Here is a 17172-nt window from a genome sequence, read left to right as displayed (position 1 = left end):
GGGCGGGGGCGGAGGGCGGAGGGCGGCGGGGCGACGTGCCCTGCGGGGGCTCGGGTGCCGCCACGACGAAACGCGCGGGCGGGTTTCGCTGCAAGTTTCGCCAAAAGTGTCATAAGACGCAGACACGGCGTTCTCCGGCGTGCAGCATGCGAGACGGTGACGGGTTGTCATGGGCGCATGCAGACGACCGGTACCCGCGGCACTGGGCCTCACCGCCCCACTCCCCCCATGTGCCGGGGGTGCCGGTTCACCCGGGCGTGCGCCGGGGAGGGTGCGCGGTGAGCGCGCGAGCCGTGAGCGAGCGGGCCGAGGCGCGCGGCGGCCGGTTCTGGGACGCGCTGGACGGCCGGGAGCGCGCGGCGCTGCGGGAGGCGGGCCGGTCCCGGGTCTACCGGGCGCGGGCGCCGCTGTGCTACCAGGGTGACGACTCCGACCACATCATCGTCATCGAGTCGGGGTGGGCGAAGGTCGTGGCGTCCAGCGCGGACGGGCACGCGGTGGTGCTGGCGGTGCGCGGGCCCGGGGACCTGGTGTGCGAGAGCGCGGTGCTCGGGCGGCGGGAGCGGTCGGCGACGGTGCAGGCGCTCGACCAGGTGCGGGCGCTGCTGGTGCCCGCGGCGCGGTTCACCGCGTTCCTGGACGCCCATCCCGGAGTGTGGATGCTGGTCAGCGGCACGTTCGTGCGGCGGCTGGACGACGCCGGCCGGCGGCTTCAGGCGCACGTGTCGGCGCAGGGCCCGCGGCGGCTTGCGATCCTGCTGGCGGACCTGGCGGACATGTCGGCGCGGCAGGGCGCCACGGGCGCCGGCGGGGCGGTGCCGATCGGGCCGCCGCTGTCCCAGGAGGAGCTCGGCAGCTGGATGGACGCCTCCCGCGAGACGGTGGCGCGGGCGCTGGCGGTGCTGCGGGACGCGGGGCTGGTGCGCACCGGCCGGCGCCGGATCACGGTGCTGGATCCGCCGGGGCTGCGGGCGTTCGCGGACGGCGCCTTTACATTGTAGATTCCGAACGGCCCCGGGCGGTGTGTCTCGCGGGTGGGGTGGGCTTGTGCGACTGAGCGCGGGCCGGGTCAGGCGGCGCTGAGGCGGAGCCGCTCGCCGAGTTCGGCGGTGATGGCGACGTTGAGCCGGTAGGCGGCCTTGACCTCGCCGATGACGGCGTCCTGCTCGGCGGCGTCCCACGGCGCGGTGTCGAGCAGCTCGCGGTAGCGGTCCTTGTAGCCCTTGGGCTTGCCGGGGAAGCGGTAGAAGCGGACGCCGTCGTCGCCGGCGGCGAGGTCGAGCGCGCGGCGGACCTGGACGCCGATGTACTGCCCGCCGGACAGGTCGCCCAGGTAGCGGGTGTAGTGGTGGGCGACGAACCCGCCGGGCCAGTCGAAGCAGACCTCGCGGAGCCGCGCGCAGTACCGCTCGGTGGCCGGGGACGGCTCGACGCGGGCGCGCCAGCGGGGCCCGTAGAAGTAGCCGAGGTCGGCCTCGAGCGCCTCGCGGCGGCGCAGGCCGGGCAGGTCGAACCGGCCGGCGACGGGGTCGGCGGCCATCCGGTCGGCGGCCTCCTCCAGCAGGTCGTAGACGGGGTGCAGCTGCGCGACCAGGGCCGCGTACTCCTCGCGGCCGAGGCGGCCCCCGGCCAGCGCGCTCATGTAGGCGGAGCCCTCGTTGTCGCCGTGGTCGTCCCAGGTGGCGGCGCGCAGCCGCGCGGAGAAGAGCTCGTTTTCCGACGCCATGTCGGCTACTTTACCGACAGGGCGTCGGGAACGTCCAGCCGCCGGGCGTCAGCCGCTGAGGGCGGCACGGGCCTCCTCGGTCATCCGGACGACTTCATGCCGCACCTGGGGCCGCTCGGTGAGCCGCTCGCTGAACGGGATCCGGACGGGCTGCTCCACCCCGCCGTCGGTGACGGCGAACTCGATCCCGGCGGCGTCCAGCCCGGTCATGCGGGCCGCGGTGGCGCCGGGGCGGCCGCCGAGCGCCCGGCAGATGGTGAGGCAGTCGGCGGCGTGGTCGTCGTTCATGTGCCGCGTGATCTGCCGCACGACGTCCTCGGTGAACGGCCCGGGGTCGGTCATGAAACGGTCCTTTCCGATAAGCATGGGCTGAAACGGACAGATCAGAGGGCGAGGCCCTTGTAGACGCGGAGGGCGTTGCCGCCGAGGACGAGGCCGAGGGTCTCCTCGTCGAGGCCGAGCCCGGCGATGGCGCGGGCGTTGCGGGCGACGCCGGGGACGCCGGGCCAGTCGGTGCCGAAGATGAACTTGCGGGCCAGGCGGCGCAGGTCGTGCCGGGCGTAGTACTCGGGGAGCCGGCGCGGCGGGAGGCCGGACAGCTCGATCCACACCTCCTCGCGGGACAGCGCGAGGAACGCGGCGGCGTCGTACCACCAGCCCCGGCCGCCGTGCGCGAGCACGACCGTCAGGCCGGGGAACAGCCGCAGGACGTCGTCGACGGCGGCGGGGTCGGCGTACCGGTTGGCGGAGCCGGGGAAGGAGCTGGTGCCGCAGTGGACGACGACGGGCACGCCCGCGTCGCGGCAGATCTGGTAGGCGGGGTACAGCTCGGGGTCGGCGACGCTGAACCGGCCGTGCACGGGGTGCAGCTTCAGCGCGGCGGCGCCGAACTCCAGCTGCCGGGCCACCTCGGCGTCGATCGGGTAGTGCAGGTGCGGGTTGACGTTGGCGATCGGCTTGAAGCGGCGCGGGTTGTGCTTGAGCAGGGGCTCCAGGTCCTCGATGGGCTGGGTGCCGGTGGTGCGCGGGCTGTACTCGCACAGCAGCAGGGCGATGTCGACGCCCTCCCCTTCGAAGTGGGCGTCGACGCGCTCGGGGACGAGGGCGCCGTCGGCGTCGTAGAGGTCCTGCCAGGGGTGGGAGGCGCCGAACTCCTCGGCCCAGCGCCGCCACGCGGCCGGCAGGGTGGGGAGGCGGGCGGTGTGCACGTGCGCGTCGATCAGCGGACGTCCGTCGAGCATGCGGCGGAGCCTACCCGCCGCGTCCCGTCCCGCCGGCGGGCGGCCCGCGGCGGGACGGTCCTGTGCCGCGGCGCCGTGCCGCGTGGCGGCCGCGCCGGCTAGGCGACGTCGGCGGACTCCTGGCCGTCCAGCCAGTCGAGGATGCCTTCGACGGCGTCCTTGCAGCCGCCGCAGCCGGTGCCGGCGCGGGTCGCGCGGGCGACGCCGGCGGCGGTGCGGGCGCCGGCCTGCCAGCAGGCGCGGATCTCCCCCTTGCTGACGTTGTTGCACTGGCAGACGGTCGCGGCGTCCGGCATCCGCACCGGCGACTCGGCCTCCGCCGCCGCGGACATGCCGGGGAACAGCAGCCCGAGGCGCTCGGCGGGCAGCGGCGCGGCGCGGTCGTAGAGCCGGGTGAGCGTCCCGGCCGCGGAGGTCTCGCCGAGCAGGATCGCGCCGATCAGCCGGCCGTCGCGGATCACCGCCTTCTTGTAGGTGCCGCGGGCGGCGTCGGTGAACCGGACGACCTCGACGTCCTCGTCGTCGTCGCCGAAGTGGGTCTCCCCCATCGAGGCCAGCTCGATCCCGGCGGCCTTCAGCCGGGTGATCTGGCGGGCGCCGGTGAAGCGGGCGGCGGGGTCGGTGCCGGCGAGCAGCCCGGCGAGCACCCCGGCCTGCTCCCAGGCGGGCGCGACCAGCCCGTACACCTCGTCGCGGTGCTCGGAGCACTCGCCGATGGCGCGGACGTCCGGGTCGGTGACCGACCGCAGCTCGTCGTCCACCAGGACGGCGCGGCCGACGGCGAGCCCGGCGTCGCGGGCGAGGGACACCTCGGGCCGCACCCCGCAGGACAGGATGACGAGGTCCGCGCCGAGGATCTCGGTGCCGCCGCCCGGCCGCGCCAGCTCGACACCGGTGACGGCGCCGCCATCGGTGCGCAGGGCCCTGACGTCGGCCTCCAGCCGGGTGCCGATGCCGAGCGCGGCGAGGGTCCGGGCCAGGACCTTCCCCGCGGCGGGGTCGAGCTGGCGCTCCATGAGGTGCCCGGCCAGGTGCAGCACGGTGACCTCCAGGCCGCGGCCGGCGAGCCCGCGGGCGGCCTCGATGCCGAGCAGACCGCCGCCGACGACGACCGCGCGGCGCGCCGAGTCGGCCAGCTCGGTGATGCGGCGGCAGTCGTCCAGCGTGCGGAACACCTGCGCGCCCTCGGGCAGGCCGTCGCGCAGGCCGGGCATCGGCGGGATGAACGCGGTGCTGCCGGTCGCGAGGACCAGCGTCCCGTAGCGGGTGGCGGTGCCGTCGGAGGCGTGCACGGTCCGCGCGGCGCGGTCGATGCGGGTGACCTCGACGCCGAGCCGGGCGTCGACGCCGTGGGCGGCGTACCAGGCGGCGTCGACCAGGCCGATGTGGTCGGGCCGCGTGACCCCGGCGAGGACGTTCGACAGCAGCACCCGGTTGTAGGGGGCCTGCGTCTCGGCGCCGAACACGGTGATCGGGACGTCGGGGTCGCGGGCGCGCAGCTCGCCGACGAGCCGGGAGCCGGCCATCCCGTTGCCGACCACGACGACGCGGCCGCCGCCGCTGCTACCGGTCCTCGCGCCGCTCGGCGCGGTGGTCGTGCCGGTCATCGCTTCACCTCCAGCGGGAGGGGCTTGATCTGGTCGCGCTCGACCTCGAACGCGATGCTCGGGTCGGGGGTGCGCGGGGCGTTGACGAAGGACACGAAGCGGCGCAGCCGCTCGGGGTCGTCGAGGATGCCGCGCCACTCGTCTGCGTAGGACGCGACGTGGCGCTCCATCGCGGCGTCCAGCTCGGCGCAGATGCCGAGCCGGTCGTCGACGATCACCTCGCGCAGGTAGTCCAGGCCGCCGTCGAGGGACTCCAGCCAGGTCGCGGTGCGCTGCAGCCGGTCGGCGGTGCGGATGTAGAACATCAGGAACCGGTCGATGTAGCGGATCAGCTCGTCGTCGGTGAGGTCGGTGGCGAACAGGTCGGCGTGCCGGGGCCGCATGCCGCCGTTCCCGGCGAGGTAGAGGTTCCAGCCGTTCTCGGTGGCGATGACGCCGAAGTCCTTGCTCTGCGCCTCGGCGCACTCGCGGGCGCAGCCCGACACGGCCGACTTCAGCTTGTGCGGGGCGCGCAGGCCCCGGTACCGCAGTTCGAGCCGGATCGCCATGGCGGCCGAGTCCTGGACGCCGTACCGGCACCAGGTGGACCCGACGCACGACTTCACCGTCCGCAGCGCCTTGCCGTAGGCGTGGCCGGACTCGAACCCCGCGTCGACGAGCCGCCGCCAGATCTCCGGGAGCTGCTCAACGCGGGCGCCGAACAGGTCGATCCGCTGCCCACCGGTGATCTTGGTGTAGAGGCCGAAGTCGCGGGCGACCTCCCCGATCACGATGAGCCGCTCCGGGGTGATCTCGCCGCCGGGGACGCGCGGCACCACCGAGTAGGTGCCGTTCTTCTGCAGGTTGGCCAGGAAGTGGTCGTTGGTGTCCTGCAGCGCGGCCTGCTCGCCCTCCAGGATGTGGCCGTTGCCGAGGCTGGCGAGGATGGACGCGACGGCGGGCTTGCAGATGTCGCAGCCGCGGCCCGTCCCGTGCTCCTCCACGAGCTGGGTGAAGCTGGTGACCCGGCCGGCGCGGACGATGTCGAACAGCTCGGCGCGGCTGTAGGGGAAGTGCTCGCAGATCGCCCAGCTGACCTCGATCCCGGCGGCGGTCAGCTCGGCGTCCAGGATGCGCTTCACCAGCGGGACGCAGCTGCCGCAGCTCGTCCCGGCGCGGGTGCAGTCCTTGACGCCGGGCACGTCGGCCAGGGAGTGCTCGGAGATCGCGCAGCGGATGGTCTCGGCGGTGACGTTGTTGCAGGAGCAGATGACGGCCGCGCCGGGCAGGTCGCCGCCGGCGGTCTCGGTGCCGCCGAACAGCATCTGCTCGGGCGCGCCCGGCAGGCTCCCGCCGACGAGGGCGCGCAGCGTGCCGTAGGACTCGGCGTCGCCGACGAGGACGCCGCCGAGCAGGGTCTGCGCGTCGTCGCTGACGACGAGCTTCTTGTAGACGCCGGCGACGGGGTCGGTGTAGGTGACGCCGAGCGCGCCGGACTCCGGCCCGGCGGCCGGGTCGCCGAAGCTGGCGACGTCGACGCCCATCAGCTTCAGCTTCGTGGACATGTCGGCGCCCTCGAACACGGCGGTGCTCGACTCCGACAGGAGCCGGTCGGCGACGACCTCGGCCATGGAGAAGCACGGCCCGACCAGGCCGTACACCATGCCGCCGGCCGCGCCGCCCACGCTGGCGCACTCGCCGATCGCCCAGATGGCGGGGTCCTCGGTGCGGCAGGACGCGTCCACCGCGACGCCGCCGCGCTCCCCCACCGGCAGGCCGCAGCCGCGGGCGAGCTCGTCGCGCGGCCGGATGCCGGCGGAGAACACCACGACCTCCGCCTCGACCGCGGTGCCGTCCTCGAGCACGACGCGGCGGACGGCGCCGTCCTCGCCGGGCTCCAGCGCGCGGATGGGGACGCCCGTGCGCACCTCCAGGCCGAGGCCCTCGATGTGGCGGCGCAGCATCGCGCCGCCGCCCTCGTCGAGCTGGCGCGGCATCAGCCACGGCGCGACCTCCACCACCCCGGCGCGCAGCCCGAGGCCCTGCAGGGCGCGGGCCGCCTCCAGGCCGAGGAGCCCGCCGCCGACGACGGCGCCGCTGCTCCGGCCGCGGGCGTAGGCGCGGATCGCGTCGAGGTCGTCGATCGTGCGGTACACGAACGCGCCGGGCAGGTCCGCGCCCTGGACCGGCGGCACGAACGGCGCCGACCCGGTGGCCAGGACGAGCGCGTCGTAGGGGACGGTGTCCCCGGCCGAGGTCGCGACCGTGCGGGCGGCGCGGTCGATCGCGGTGACGCGCTCGCCGGTGCGGACGGCGACCTCGCCGCCGTGCTCCGGGTAGGCGAGGTCGGCGCCCTCCAGGTAGGACGTCAGCGCGACGCGGTCGTAGGCGGTCCGGTGCTCCTCGCCGATCACGGTGACGGTCCAGGTCCCGGCGGCGTCGCGCTCCCGCAGGGCCTCCACGAGGCGGTGCGCGGCCGGCCCGTGCCCGGCGACGACCAGCCGCTTGTCCGGTGTGCTGTCGGCTCCCATGAACCCCGATGCTCGGCGGCCCGTATTTCCCGAAGGGATCCCGGGTGTCACCCGCGCGTTAACTGGAGCTCACTTCGCCACGTCATAGGGGGTTGGCCCCGCCTGGAGCGGTCCGCACCGGGCGGGCGCACAGCCTTTCCGGGACAGGGCGCGGGCCTGTTCCCCTGAGGGGCGCGCGGCGGGACACTCGGGACGAATGGGATCGCGGGTCCCACCGGCGGGCCGGGAGGCGGCAGTGGCGGCAGTGCGGCGGATCATCGGTGCCTCGCTCCTCGCGCTCGGCGCGTTCCTGCTCGGCGCCGGCGCCCTCACCCGCTTCTACGTCGCCCCGGCGCTGATCGGCGCGCCGGCGGACGTGTACCAGGTGACCCGGCTGAGGGCCGAGAACGCCTCCTACTTCGACGCTCCCGCGGGCGTCCCGCGCACCGGCGCGACGATCGTGGCGACCAACACCGTCCGCGGCGACCCCGGCTCCACCCATGACGGCGTCGTCGTGTGGGACTCCACGACGGTCGTTCAGGACGTGGACCGCGGCACCACGATCGAGTTGCAGCGGCAGCGGTACGCGTTCGACCGCCGTACCGGGGAGCTGCGCGACTGCTGCGGCGCGGCGATCGAGGGCGACACCGGCGTCCGGCAGTCGGGCGTGGGGCTGTTCTGGCCGGTGGAGGCCCGCAAGCGGGGCCTGGAGCTGTTCGACACCGCGACGCGGCTCGCCTGGCCGGTCGAGTTCGAGGGCGAGGAGCGCGCCGGCGGAATGCGCGTCTACCGCTTCGCGGAGCGCATCCCCGAGACGAGGATCGCCGGGGAGCTGCCCGCGGTGCCGCCCGAGCTGCTCGGCCGTCCCGGGGGCGGCCCGGCCGTGCCGGTGGACCGCTACTACCGGGCCGAGGGCACGTTCTGGGTGGACCCGCGGACGGGCGCGCCGATCGACCAGCGGCAGCACGTCGTGTCGACGCTGCGCCCGAGGCGGGGGCCGGGGCGCCTCGTCGTGGCGGACATGACCCTGCGGATGACCCCGGAGTCGCGGCGCGACCTGCGGGCCCGGTCCGCGGACGGCGCCGCGAAGATCCGGCTGCTGCGGACCGTGCTGCCGCCGGTGTCCGCCGGCGCGGGGCTCCTGCTCGCCGCCGCGGGGCTGCTGCTCGCCGGCCGCCGCCGCACCGCCGCCCGTTAGGCCCCGGACGGGCGGGTAGGACGGGTGGACAGGCCAGAACCGTCCGCGATGAAGGGGGTAGCGCGATGGGCGAGTCGCAGCGGCGTCCGGTGCAGGGCGAGCACCGCTACGAGCAGGAGGTCGGCTCGGCGCGCGAGCACGAGGAGCGGCCCGGCAGGAGCCTGGTCACCACCGACCACGAGGCGATCCGCCGGTGGGCGGACGAGCGCGGCGCCGAGCCGTCGACCGTGCCGGGCAGCGACTACGGCGGCCGGCCGGGGCGGCTGCTGTTCGACTTCCCCGGCTACGGCGGGGAGCGGCTGGAGCACATCTCCTGGGACGACTGGTTCCGCACGTTCGACGAGCGCGGGCTGAACTTCATCTACCAGGAGCACAGGAAGGACGGCTCGCAGAGCAACTTCTTCCAGCTGGAGAACCCGCACGGCGGCGACGGCGGCTGACCGGCCGCGCGTCCCGGCGCGGAGGGCCGCCGCTCAGGCGGGGGTGAGGACGAGCGTCGCGTCGTGCCCGCCGAACCCGAACGAGTTCGACAGCGCGGGCGCGGCGGGCGCGATCGCCCTCGGCTCGCCGTGCACGACGTCCACCAGCGCGGTCTCGGCGTCGGGGGCGGCGAAGTTGGCGGTGGGCGGGACGAGCCCGTCCGCCGCGCTCAGCAGCGCCACCATCGCCTGCAGGGCGCCGCCGGCGCCGAGGACGTGCCCGGTGACGCCCTTGGTGGCGGTGACGGGCGGGGTCCGGCCGCCGAAGCAGCGGTCGATCGCGAGGGCCTCGGCGCCGTCGTTGCCGCGGGTCCCGGTCGCGTGCGCGCTGATGTGCCCGACGCGTGCGGGGTCGAGCCCGGCGTCGGCGAGCGCGGCGGCCATGCACCGGGCGGCGACGGCCCCGTCCGGGCGGGGCGCCACCAGGTGGGCGGCGTCGGAGGCGCACGCGTACCCGGCGACCTCCCCGTAGGCGCGGGCGCCGCGCGCGGCCGCGCGGTCGGCGCGTTCCAGGACGAGGAACGCGGCGGCCTCCCCGACGACGAACCCGTCGCGCTCGGCGTCGAACGGGCGGCCGGCGGTGTGCGGCGAGGGGTCGCGGCGGGCGAGCGCGCCGATGCGGGCGAACGCGGCCATCGCGAACGGGGTGAGGATCGCGTCGACGCCCCCGGCGACGGCGGTGTCGATCCGGCCGGCGCGGATGGCGAGGACGGCCTCGCCGATCGCGGTGGCGCCGCTGGCGCAGCCGGTGGAGAAGGTGAGGCAGGGGCCCTCGCAGCCGTGCCGGATGGACACGTTCGCGGCGACGGCGTTCGGCATGATCCTCGGGACGGCCGGGACGGGGACGCGCTCCAGCGTCCCGGCGTGCTCGTGGCCGCCGAGCGCGACGGTGGAGGCGAGCCCGGCGGCGGCGGTCCCCACGTAGACGCCGCGGCGGGCGGGATCACCGCCGGGGCCTTCGGCGTCACCGAGGGCGTCGGCGAAGGCGTCGGCGGCGGCGGCCGCGCCGAGCTTGGTCATGCGGTCGAGGCGGCGGCGCTCGGGGCGGGTGAAGTAGCGGTCCTCGTCCAGCGGGCGGGCGGGGCAGCCGAACGACACCGCGGTCCCGGCCTCCAGCAGCTCGGGGAGGTGGACGGCCTGCGACTTGCCCGCGAGGACCGTCGCGAGCACCTCGGCGGGCGTCCCGCCGGCGGGGCTCTTCACGCCGAACCCCGTCACCACGACGCGGGGCGTCCCGTCCGCGCGCTGCTCAGCCGTCATCCGTCACCTCGCGGTCTGGGGGGTTCCCGCGGGGGGCGCGGGGTTCGGAAGCTAGCGCGGCGGCGCGCGCGGGAACTTGCCACCCCGTGCACATTCTCCCGGCGGTTTTTGTCACCCGGGTGACACGGGCCACAGCGGCACCGGGCGCCCCTCCCCCGCTCGCCCCGGCCCCACCCGTCCCGGTCGTGCACCATGGAGGGGTGACGGAGGTAGTGGAGAACACGGCGGGTACGGCGGGCGGTGAGCTGCGGCTTCTGGCCGATCTGGTCGCGGACGGCGAGGTCGTGGTGCTCAGCGGCGCGGGCCTGTCCACCGAGTCGGGCATCCCCGACTACCGCGGCGAGACGGGGCGGCGGCGGCCGGCGCATCCGATGACCTACCAGGAGTTCACCGGCAGCGAGGCGGCGCGGCGCCGGTACTGGGCGCGCGGGCACCTCGGCTGGCGGCACATGGCGGCGGTCCGCCCCAACGCGGGCCACCGGGCGGTGGCCGAGCTGCAGCGGCGCGGCCTGCTCGCCGGGATCATCACCCAGAACGTCGACGGGCTCCAGCAGGCGGCCGGGGCGGACGGGGTGATCGAGCTGCACGGGGCGCTGGACCGGGTGGTGTGCCTGGAGTGCGGCGCGCGGAGCCCGCGCGCCGCGCTGGAGGCGCGGCTGCGGGCCGCCAACCCCGGTTTCGAGGCGCGCGCGGAGGCGATCAACCCCGACGGCGACGCGGTCCTGCAGGACGCCGCGGTGGAGGAGTTCCGGCTGGTGGGCTGCGAGCGGTGCGGCGGCCCGCTCAAGCCCGACGTGGTCTTCTTCGGCGAGAACGTGCCGCCGGCCCGGGTGCGGGACTGCTACGCCCTGACCGAGGGCGCGGGCGCGATGCTGGTGCTCGGGTCGTCCCTGACGGTCCTGTCGGGGTACCGGTTCGTCCGGCACGCGGCGCGGCACGGCGTCCCGGTGGCGATCGTGAACCGGGGCGCGACGCGCGGCGACGCGGACGCGCTGGTGCGGGTGGACGCGCCGCTCGGCGCGACGCTCACCGCCCTACTCGACGAACTGGGCCGCCTCGACGAGCCGGGCCGCCTGGACGAGCCGGGGCCGCCCGGGACGGGCCGGCTCGGCGGACCGGCGCGGCTCGGGGCGCCGGGCCGGTAGGCGGTCAGCCTCCGGCGCCGGGCAGCGCCGTCGCCGCGGGCGCCGCGGACGCCTTCGCGCCGGGCGGGGCGGGCGGCGGCGGGTCGGTCACGGCGGGCGGGTCGGGCAGCGTGTCGCCGGTCACGAACCCGGTGCCCTCCAGCTGCCGCATCTGCTCGTTGACCAGCGGCTGCGCCTGCTCGGCGAAGCGCCGCACGAGCGTGTTGCGGGTGGCGGCGCGGACGGCGCCGAGCTGGGTGTAGAGCAGGCCCTGCGCCATCCGCATCCGCGCGACGGCCGTCTTGTCGTAGTCGTTGCCGGACTTGCCGGTGATCTCCGACATCCAGCTCTGCTGGTCGCCGCTGGGCCGGTCCGGCAGCGGGACGCCCAGCCGGGCGGCGGCCTGCCGGTTCAGCCGGTCCAGGCGGGCGTGCCGGGCGGCGGACGCGGCGAGCGCGCGGCGGGTCGCGGGCCGGGCGGCGCGACGCTGCGCCTGGCGGGCGACGGGGATCTCCCACAGCGCGGCCTGCCGGACCCGCACGAGGACGTCGCGGTCGGCGGGGCCGAGCGGGCCCCAGTCGGTGGTGACGGTGGACCGGGCCGCGGCCTCGTCACCGGCCTTCGGCGCCACCGCGGCGCCGTCGGTGGCCTGGCGGCCGGCGGGCTGGCAGGCGGTGAGCGGCAGGGCGGCGGCCAGGACGCAGGCGAGGACGCAGGCGGGTGCCGCGGCGGGCGGTCGGGGGCGGAGCATCCGGTACCGCCTTCCGGTCGGGGTCAACGGCGTTACGGCAGCAGTACGCGCGTCGCGGCGGCGGGGTTCGATCGGGGCGGGACGGGATCCGGCGGCACGCCCCGCGCGGCGGGGGCGGGGCGACGTCGGGGCGGCGTTCCGGGCGGTCAGGTCCAGCCGAGCTGCGCGACGGTGCCGACCGGCGGCTCCCCGCCCGCCTCGGTGAAGGCGCGCAGCGCGGCGACGAGGGCGCGGCGCTGCCCGGCCGGCATGCGGGCGACGACCGCGGCGATCTCGGCGCGGCGGCGCGCGGTGACGTCGTCGACGATGCCGCGGCCGGCGCCGGTCACCTGGATGCGGACCTCGCGGCCGCTGCGCGGGCTGGCCTCGCGGCGCACCAGCCCGGCGGCGGCGAGCCGGTCCACCATCCGCATCGCGGTGGAGGGGTTGACCTCCAGCAGCCCGGCGAGCGTGACGAGCTTGGACGGCCCCTGCGAGGACAGCACGACGAGCAGCCGGAACTGCGGCAGCGTGACGGCGTCCTCGACGGCGGCCAGCGACCGGGCCGAGACCGCCACCAGCAGCCGGGAGGCGGTGAGCAGCGCCGAGGTGACCTCGTCGACCTCCGCGCCCCCGCCGGCGTCCTCGTCCATGACCACTTTCTACAGGGCCGGGCCCGGGCGGCGCCAACACGTCCCGGACCGCCGCGCGCGGTCAACCGCGCCGCCGCGCGGGAAGCTGCTCGGCGAGGAGTTCGGCCAGGTGGCGGGGCCGCGCGGCGGTGCCGGCGGTGATCTGGGTGCGGCAGGAGAACCCGTCGGCGAGCACCTCGGTGCCGGGCGGGGCGTCCCGGACGGCGGGCCACACCCCCTGCTCGGCGATCTTCACCGAGACCTCGTAGTGGCCGCGTTCGAACCCGAAGTCGCCGGCCAGGCCGCAGCATCCGGCGTCGAGGACGTCCACGTCGACGCCGGCGCGCGCCAGCACCCGCCGGTCGGCGTCGAAGCCCATGACGGCGTGCTGGTGGCAGTGGGGCTGCGCGAGGGCGCGGACCTTCGGGGTGTCGAGCCCGGCGACGACGCCGTGCGCCGCGCCCGGCGCGGGCCCGCCGGCCTCCACCTGGCGCTCGTCGAGCAGCTCGGCGAGCGTCCTGGTCCGGTCGCGCAGCAGCCGGGCCTCGCCGGCGAGGGGGCCGTCGTGCAGCAGCTCGGGCGCGTCGGCGCGGAACACGGCGGTGCAGGACGGCTCCAGCCCGACCACGGGCACGCCGTCGCGAAGCCGGGGCGCCAGTGCCCGGACGGTGCGGCGCAGGACCCGCGCGGCGATGCCGAGCTGGCCGGTGGAGATCCAGGTGAGGCCGCAGCACAGCGGGACGGGCGGCACCTCGACCCGGTACCCGGCGGCCTCCAGGACGCGGACGGCGGCCTCGCCGATGTGCGGGTGGAAGTTGTCGGTGAAGGTGTCTGGCCACAGCACGACCCGGTCGCCGCCGGGCGGGCCGGGTTCGGGCCGCCGCTTGAACCAGTCGGTGAACCGCTCGGCCGCGAACCGCGGCATGTCGCGGCGGCGGTCGATGCCCCCGAGGCGCTTGGCGGCGCCGGCGAGGCCCGGCAGGTGCAGGGCGGTGTTGGCCGCGCGGGGCGCGACCGCTGCCAGGCGCGCCCACAGCGGCAGCCACCCCATCGTGTAGTGCGCGGGCGGCCGCAGGCGGCCCGCGTAGTGGTGGGCGAGGAACTCGGCCTTGTAGGTGGCCATGTCGACGTTGACGGGGCAGTCGCTGCGGCAGCCCTTGCACGCCAGGCACAGGTCGAGGGCGTCGCGGACCTCCCGCGAGCGCCATCCGTCGGTGATGACGGCGGCCTCACCGCCGCCGGGGCCGGTGCCGCCGGGCATGCCGCGCATCATCTCCATCAGGATGCGGGCGCGGCCGCGGGTGGAGTGCTCCTCCTCCCCCGTCGCGCGGTAGCTCGGGCACATGACGCCGCCGGAGGAGGCGCGGCACTTGCCGACGCCGACGCAGCGGGCGGCGGCGTGGGTGAACCGGTGGTGGTCGTCGGGGAAGGCGAAGCGCGTGCGCGGCTCGGCGGGGCCGTAGGCGAGGTGGTCGAGGTCGTCGTCCAGCCGCCGCGGGTGGACGATCTTGCCGGGGTTCATCCGGTTCCCCGGGTCGAAGACCGCCTTGAACCGCTCGAACAGCCGGACGACCTCGTCGCCGAACATCAGCGGCAGCAGCTCGCCGCGGGCCTGCCCGTCGCCGTGCTCGCCCGACAGCGACCCGCCGTAGGAGGCGACGAGCCGGGCGGCGCGCTCGACGAACCGGCGGTAGGCGGCGACGCCCTCGGGGTCCTCCAGGTCGAACGGGATGCGGGTGTGGACGCAGCCCTGCCCGAAGTGCCCGTAGAGGGCCATGGGCCAGTAGCCGTACTCGCGGACGAGGGCGCGGAAGTCGCGCAGGTAGTCGCCGAGCCGGTCGGGCGGGACGGCGGAGTCCTCCCAGCCCTCGTGGGTGTCGGGGCGGCCGGGCGGGTAGGCGGTGGCGCCGAGGCCGGCCTCGCGGACCTTCCACAGCCGCTCCTCCTCGGCGGGGTCGCTGACGAAGGTGTACCGCGGCGGGTTCGGGCCGTTCTCCATCCGCTCGATGAGGTCGCGGGCGCGCGCGTCCGCGGCGTCCTTGGTGTCGCCGCCGAACCTGACCATCAGCCGGCCCCCGCCGCCGGGCATCTCCTCGACCTCGCGCGGCCCGGCCAGGTGGTCCCGCTCGGCGAGGTCGAGGAGCCGCTCGTCCATGCCCTCCAGGGCGAGCGGCTCGGACGGCAGGACGCGCGGCACGGCGTCGCCGGCGAGGGCGATGTCGTCGTAGCCGAGGACGACCAGCGACTGGTGCGCCGGGACGGGGACCAGCTCGATCTCGGCGTGCAGCACGGTGACGAGCGTGGACTCCGACCCGACGAGGGCGCGGGCGACGTCGAAGTGCTTCTCCGGCAGGAGCGAGTCGAGGTTGTAGCCGGACACCCGGCGCGGGATCGCGGGGTAGCGGGTGCGGATCGCCTCCAGCCCGTCGTCGCGCAGCTCGCGCAGCGCCCGGTAGATCTCCGCGCGCCGCCCGCCCTCCGCCTGGATGCGGGCGTACTCCTCCTCGCCGGTCTCCCCCGCCCACATCCGCACGCCGTCGTAGGTGAGCACCTCCAGCCGGACGACGGAGTCGACCATCTTCCCGTACGCCTGCGCGGACGCACCGCACGAGTTGTTGCCGATCATGCCGCCGATCGTGCAGGTGTCGTGGGTGGACGGCTTGGGCCCCACCATCAGCCCGTGCCCGGACAGCTCGGCGTTCAGGTCGTCCAGGCACGCGCCCGGCTCGACTATGGCGCGCCGCGCCCCGGTGTCGAGGGACACCAGCCGCCGGCAGTACTTCGACCAGTCGATGACGACGGCGGTGTTGACGCACTGCCCGGCGAGGCTGGTGCCGCCGCCGCGCGACAGCACCGGCGCGCCGTGCTCGGCGCAGACGCGGACGGCCTCGGCGCCGGCCTCGACTCCGCGCGGCACCACCACCCCGATGGGGGGCCGCTGGTAGTTGGAGGAGTCGTGCGCGTAGGCCGCGCGCGAGCCGGGGTCGAACCGGACCTCTCCGTCCACCCGCTCCTCGAGGGCGTGCCGCAGCGCGTCCCGCTCCTTGTCCTTCGCTGAAACCGCCATGGTGCGACGGATACCCGGGAGGACGCCCGCAATCGTCCGCGACCCCGGCCCGTCCGACAATCGATTCTGTCTTGACAAATCTATTTGTCGGTAGCCATAATGGAGGCATGCTGGACGTGACGGTGATCGAGGACCCGGAGGCCGCGGCCGCCTCCCTGGACCCCATGCGGGCGCGGCTGCTGGCCGAGCTGGGCGAGCCGATGTCGGCGGCGGCGCTGGCGGCCCGGGTGGGGCTGCCCCGCCAGAAGGTGAACTACCACCTGCGGACGCTGGAGCGGCACGGCCTGGTGGAGCTGGTCGGCGAGCGGCGCAAGGGCAACATGACCGAGCGGCTGGTGCGGGCGACGGCGGCGTCCTACGTCATCTCGCCGCTGGCGCTGGCGACGCTGCAGCCCGACCCGGAGCGGCACCGCGACGCGCTGTCGGCGCGGTGGCTGCTGGCCCTGGCGGCGCGGCTGGTCCGCGACGTCGGCGCGCTGATCACGGGCGCGGCGCGGGCGAACCGGCGGCTGGCGACGTTCGCGCTGGACGGCGAGGTGCGGTTCGCCTCCGCGGCCGACCGGGCCGCGTTCGCCGAGGAGCTGGCCGCCGGGGTGGCCGCGCTCGTCCGCAAGTACCACGACGCGTCGGCCGAGGGCGGCCGCGCGCACCGCGTCGTCATCGCCCTCCACCCGGCGCTGAAGAGCGGCATCGAGACGGCCGGCGCCGGCGAGAGCGGCGCCGGCGAGAGCAGTGGTGAGACCACCGGCATCGAGACCACCGGTACCGAGAACTGAGGACAGGGAGAGGGACCATGGGCAGGGAATTCGAGATCGTCCGCGAGTACGAGACCGGCGCGTCGCCCGAGCAGGTGTGGGAGGCCGTGACCACCGGCACCGGCGCGTGGCTGTGGCCGATGGAGTTCGAGCCCCGCGTGGGCGGCGCGGCCGGCGGCGTCGGCACCGTCACGGCCTGGGACCCGCCGCGGCGGCTGACCACCCGCGCGGAGGACCCCGCCGGCCTCGGCGGCATGCCGCAGACCCTGAACGTCCTGGACCACCGGATCGAGCCGCGCGAGGGCGGCGGCGCGTGGGTCCGGTACGTGCACAGCGGCATCTTCACCGGCGACTGGGACGACCAGTACGACGGCGCCGCCAGGCACACCGACTTCTACCTGCACACGCTGCGCCAGTACCTGGAGCACTTCACCGGCCGCACGGCGGTGCACTCCGACGTCCAGGGCCCGGCGGCGTCGATGCAGAAGGGGTCGTTCGCGGCGGCGGTCAAGGCGCTCGGGATCGACGGCGCCGCGCAGGGCGACACGGTGCGGGTGGACGCGCCGGGCACCGGCCCGGTCGAGGCCGTGCTCGACTACCGCACCGAGTACTTCGCGGGGCTGCGCACGGACGACGCGATGTACCGGCTGTTCGGCCGGGACGCGTGGGGCGGGCCGGTCGGGATCGCGCTGCACCGGTTCGCGCCGGACGCCGCCGCGACGCGGGACGCGGCGCAGGACGCGTGGCGGTCCTGGCTGGAGGGCGTCTACGCCTGACAGTGATGATGTAGGTGAGCGCCTCCCGCTGGGGTCTGGCCCAACGCCTGACTGGCCTGGTGCCTTCAACGGGATCTGCCGACCCTGC

General features: G+C 76.0%; 15 protein-coding genes. 6 read left to right on the top strand and 9 right to left on the bottom strand.

What is annotated here, in order from left to right; genetic code table 11:
- Positions 1-278 precede the first annotated feature (278 nt).
- Complete coding sequence (locus CHF16_RS28905) at positions 279-1001, top strand: Crp/Fnr family transcriptional regulator (RefSeq protein ID WP_245869420.1); 723 nt, start codon at positions 279-281, stop codon at positions 999-1001.
- A 68-nt stretch (positions 1002-1069) separates the two neighbouring features.
- On the opposite strand, the gene CHF16_RS28900 is transcribed toward CHF16_RS28905, so the two are convergent.
- From CHF16_RS28900 to nirB, 5 genes are all read right to left on the bottom strand, one after another.
- A complete protein-coding gene (locus CHF16_RS28900; RefSeq protein ID WP_089329302.1) occupies positions 1070-1726 on the bottom strand; it encodes a biliverdin-producing heme oxygenase in 657 nt (218 codons plus the stop codon).
- A 48-nt stretch (positions 1727-1774) separates the two neighbouring features.
- On the bottom strand, positions 1775-2068 hold the full coding sequence (locus CHF16_RS28895) for a DUF2470 domain-containing protein (RefSeq protein ID WP_089329301.1): 294 nt from the start codon (positions 2066-2068) through the stop codon (positions 1775-1777).
- A 41-nt stretch (positions 2069-2109) separates the two neighbouring features.
- The gene (locus CHF16_RS28890; RefSeq protein WP_089329300.1) at positions 2110-2967 is read right to left on the bottom strand and encodes an amidohydrolase family protein; all 858 of its coding nucleotides are present in this window, start codon (positions 2965-2967) and stop codon (positions 2110-2112) included.
- A 98-nt stretch (positions 2968-3065) separates the two neighbouring features.
- Complete coding sequence (locus CHF16_RS28885) at positions 3066-4574, bottom strand: FAD-dependent oxidoreductase (protein ID WP_089329299.1); 1509 nt, start codon at positions 4572-4574, stop codon at positions 3066-3068.
- Positions 4571-7084 carry a nitrite reductase large subunit NirB gene (gene nirB, locus CHF16_RS28880; RefSeq protein ID WP_089329298.1) on the bottom strand — a complete coding sequence of 838 codons (2514 nt, stop codon included), beginning with the start codon at positions 7082-7084 and terminating at the stop codon, positions 4571-4573. Before nirB ends, CHF16_RS28885 begins: the two co-directional genes overlap by 4 nt.
- Before the next feature lie 235 nt (positions 7085-7319).
- Here nirB and pgfA point away from each other — a divergent pair, with 235 nt between their 5' ends.
- Both pgfA and CHF16_RS28870 read left to right on the top strand, forming a co-directional pair.
- Complete coding sequence (gene pgfA / locus CHF16_RS28875; protein ID WP_179271753.1) at positions 7320-8261, top strand: cell envelope lipid trafficking protein PgfA; 942 nt, start codon at positions 7320-7322, stop codon at positions 8259-8261.
- Between the two features lie 65 nt (positions 8262-8326).
- Positions 8327-8701, top strand: coding sequence for a hypothetical protein (locus tag CHF16_RS28870; RefSeq protein ID WP_089329296.1), 375 nt, complete (start codon positions 8327-8329; stop codon positions 8699-8701).
- A gap of 33 nt (positions 8702-8734) precedes the next feature.
- Here the strand turns inward: CHF16_RS28870 and CHF16_RS28865 are convergent, their stop codons facing one another.
- Complete coding sequence (locus CHF16_RS28865) at positions 8735-10000, bottom strand: beta-ketoacyl-[acyl-carrier-protein] synthase family protein (RefSeq protein ID WP_089329295.1); 1266 nt, start codon at positions 9998-10000, stop codon at positions 8735-8737.
- Between the two features lie 200 nt (positions 10001-10200).
- On the opposite strand from CHF16_RS28865, the gene CHF16_RS28860 reads away from it, so the two are divergent.
- Entirely contained in the window at positions 10201-11145 is a 945-nt protein-coding gene (locus CHF16_RS28860) for an NAD-dependent protein deacetylase (RefSeq protein ID WP_245869417.1), read from the top strand.
- 4 nt (positions 11146-11149) lie between these two features.
- Here CHF16_RS28860 and CHF16_RS28855 read toward each other — a convergent pair whose 3' ends face one another.
- The 3 genes from CHF16_RS28855 to CHF16_RS28845 all read right to left on the bottom strand — a co-directional run bounded on the left by CHF16_RS28855 (position 11150) and on the right by CHF16_RS28845 (position 15553).
- Entirely contained in the window at positions 11150-11875 is a 726-nt protein-coding gene (locus CHF16_RS28855; protein WP_089329293.1) for a DUF4142 domain-containing protein, read from the bottom strand.
- A 146-nt stretch (positions 11876-12021) separates the two neighbouring features.
- The gene (locus CHF16_RS28850) at positions 12022-12507 is read right to left on the bottom strand and encodes a MarR family winged helix-turn-helix transcriptional regulator (protein WP_089329372.1); all 486 of its coding nucleotides are present in this window, start codon (positions 12505-12507) and stop codon (positions 12022-12024) included.
- A 61-nt stretch (positions 12508-12568) separates the two neighbouring features.
- Positions 12569-15553, bottom strand: coding sequence for an FAD-binding and (Fe-S)-binding domain-containing protein (locus tag CHF16_RS28845; protein ID WP_089329292.1), 2985 nt, complete (start codon positions 15551-15553; stop codon positions 12569-12571).
- Between the two features lie 107 nt (positions 15554-15660).
- Between CHF16_RS28845 and CHF16_RS28840 the strand changes: the two genes are divergently transcribed.
- Both CHF16_RS28840 and CHF16_RS28835 read left to right on the top strand, forming a co-directional pair.
- Positions 15661-16329 (top strand): ArsR/SmtB family transcription factor, encoded by a 669-nt coding sequence (locus tag CHF16_RS28840; RefSeq protein ID WP_089329291.1) that lies wholly within the window; start codon positions 15661-15663, stop codon positions 16327-16329.
- Positions 16330-16346: 17 nt separating this feature from the next.
- Complete coding sequence (locus tag CHF16_RS28835) at positions 16347-17084, top strand: SRPBCC family protein (protein WP_089329290.1); 738 nt, start codon at positions 16347-16349, stop codon at positions 17082-17084.
- The last annotated feature ends 88 nt before the right edge of the window (positions 17085-17172 follow it).

This window comes from Actinomadura meyerae, from assembly GCF_900188445.1.
In the GTDB taxonomy this organism is placed as follows: Bacteria; Actinomycetota; Actinomycetes; order Streptosporangiales; family Streptosporangiaceae; genus Spirillospora; species Spirillospora meyerae.
The sequence above is the reverse complement of the archived record's forward strand: the minus strand, read 5'-3'. Positions and strand labels throughout refer to the sequence as shown.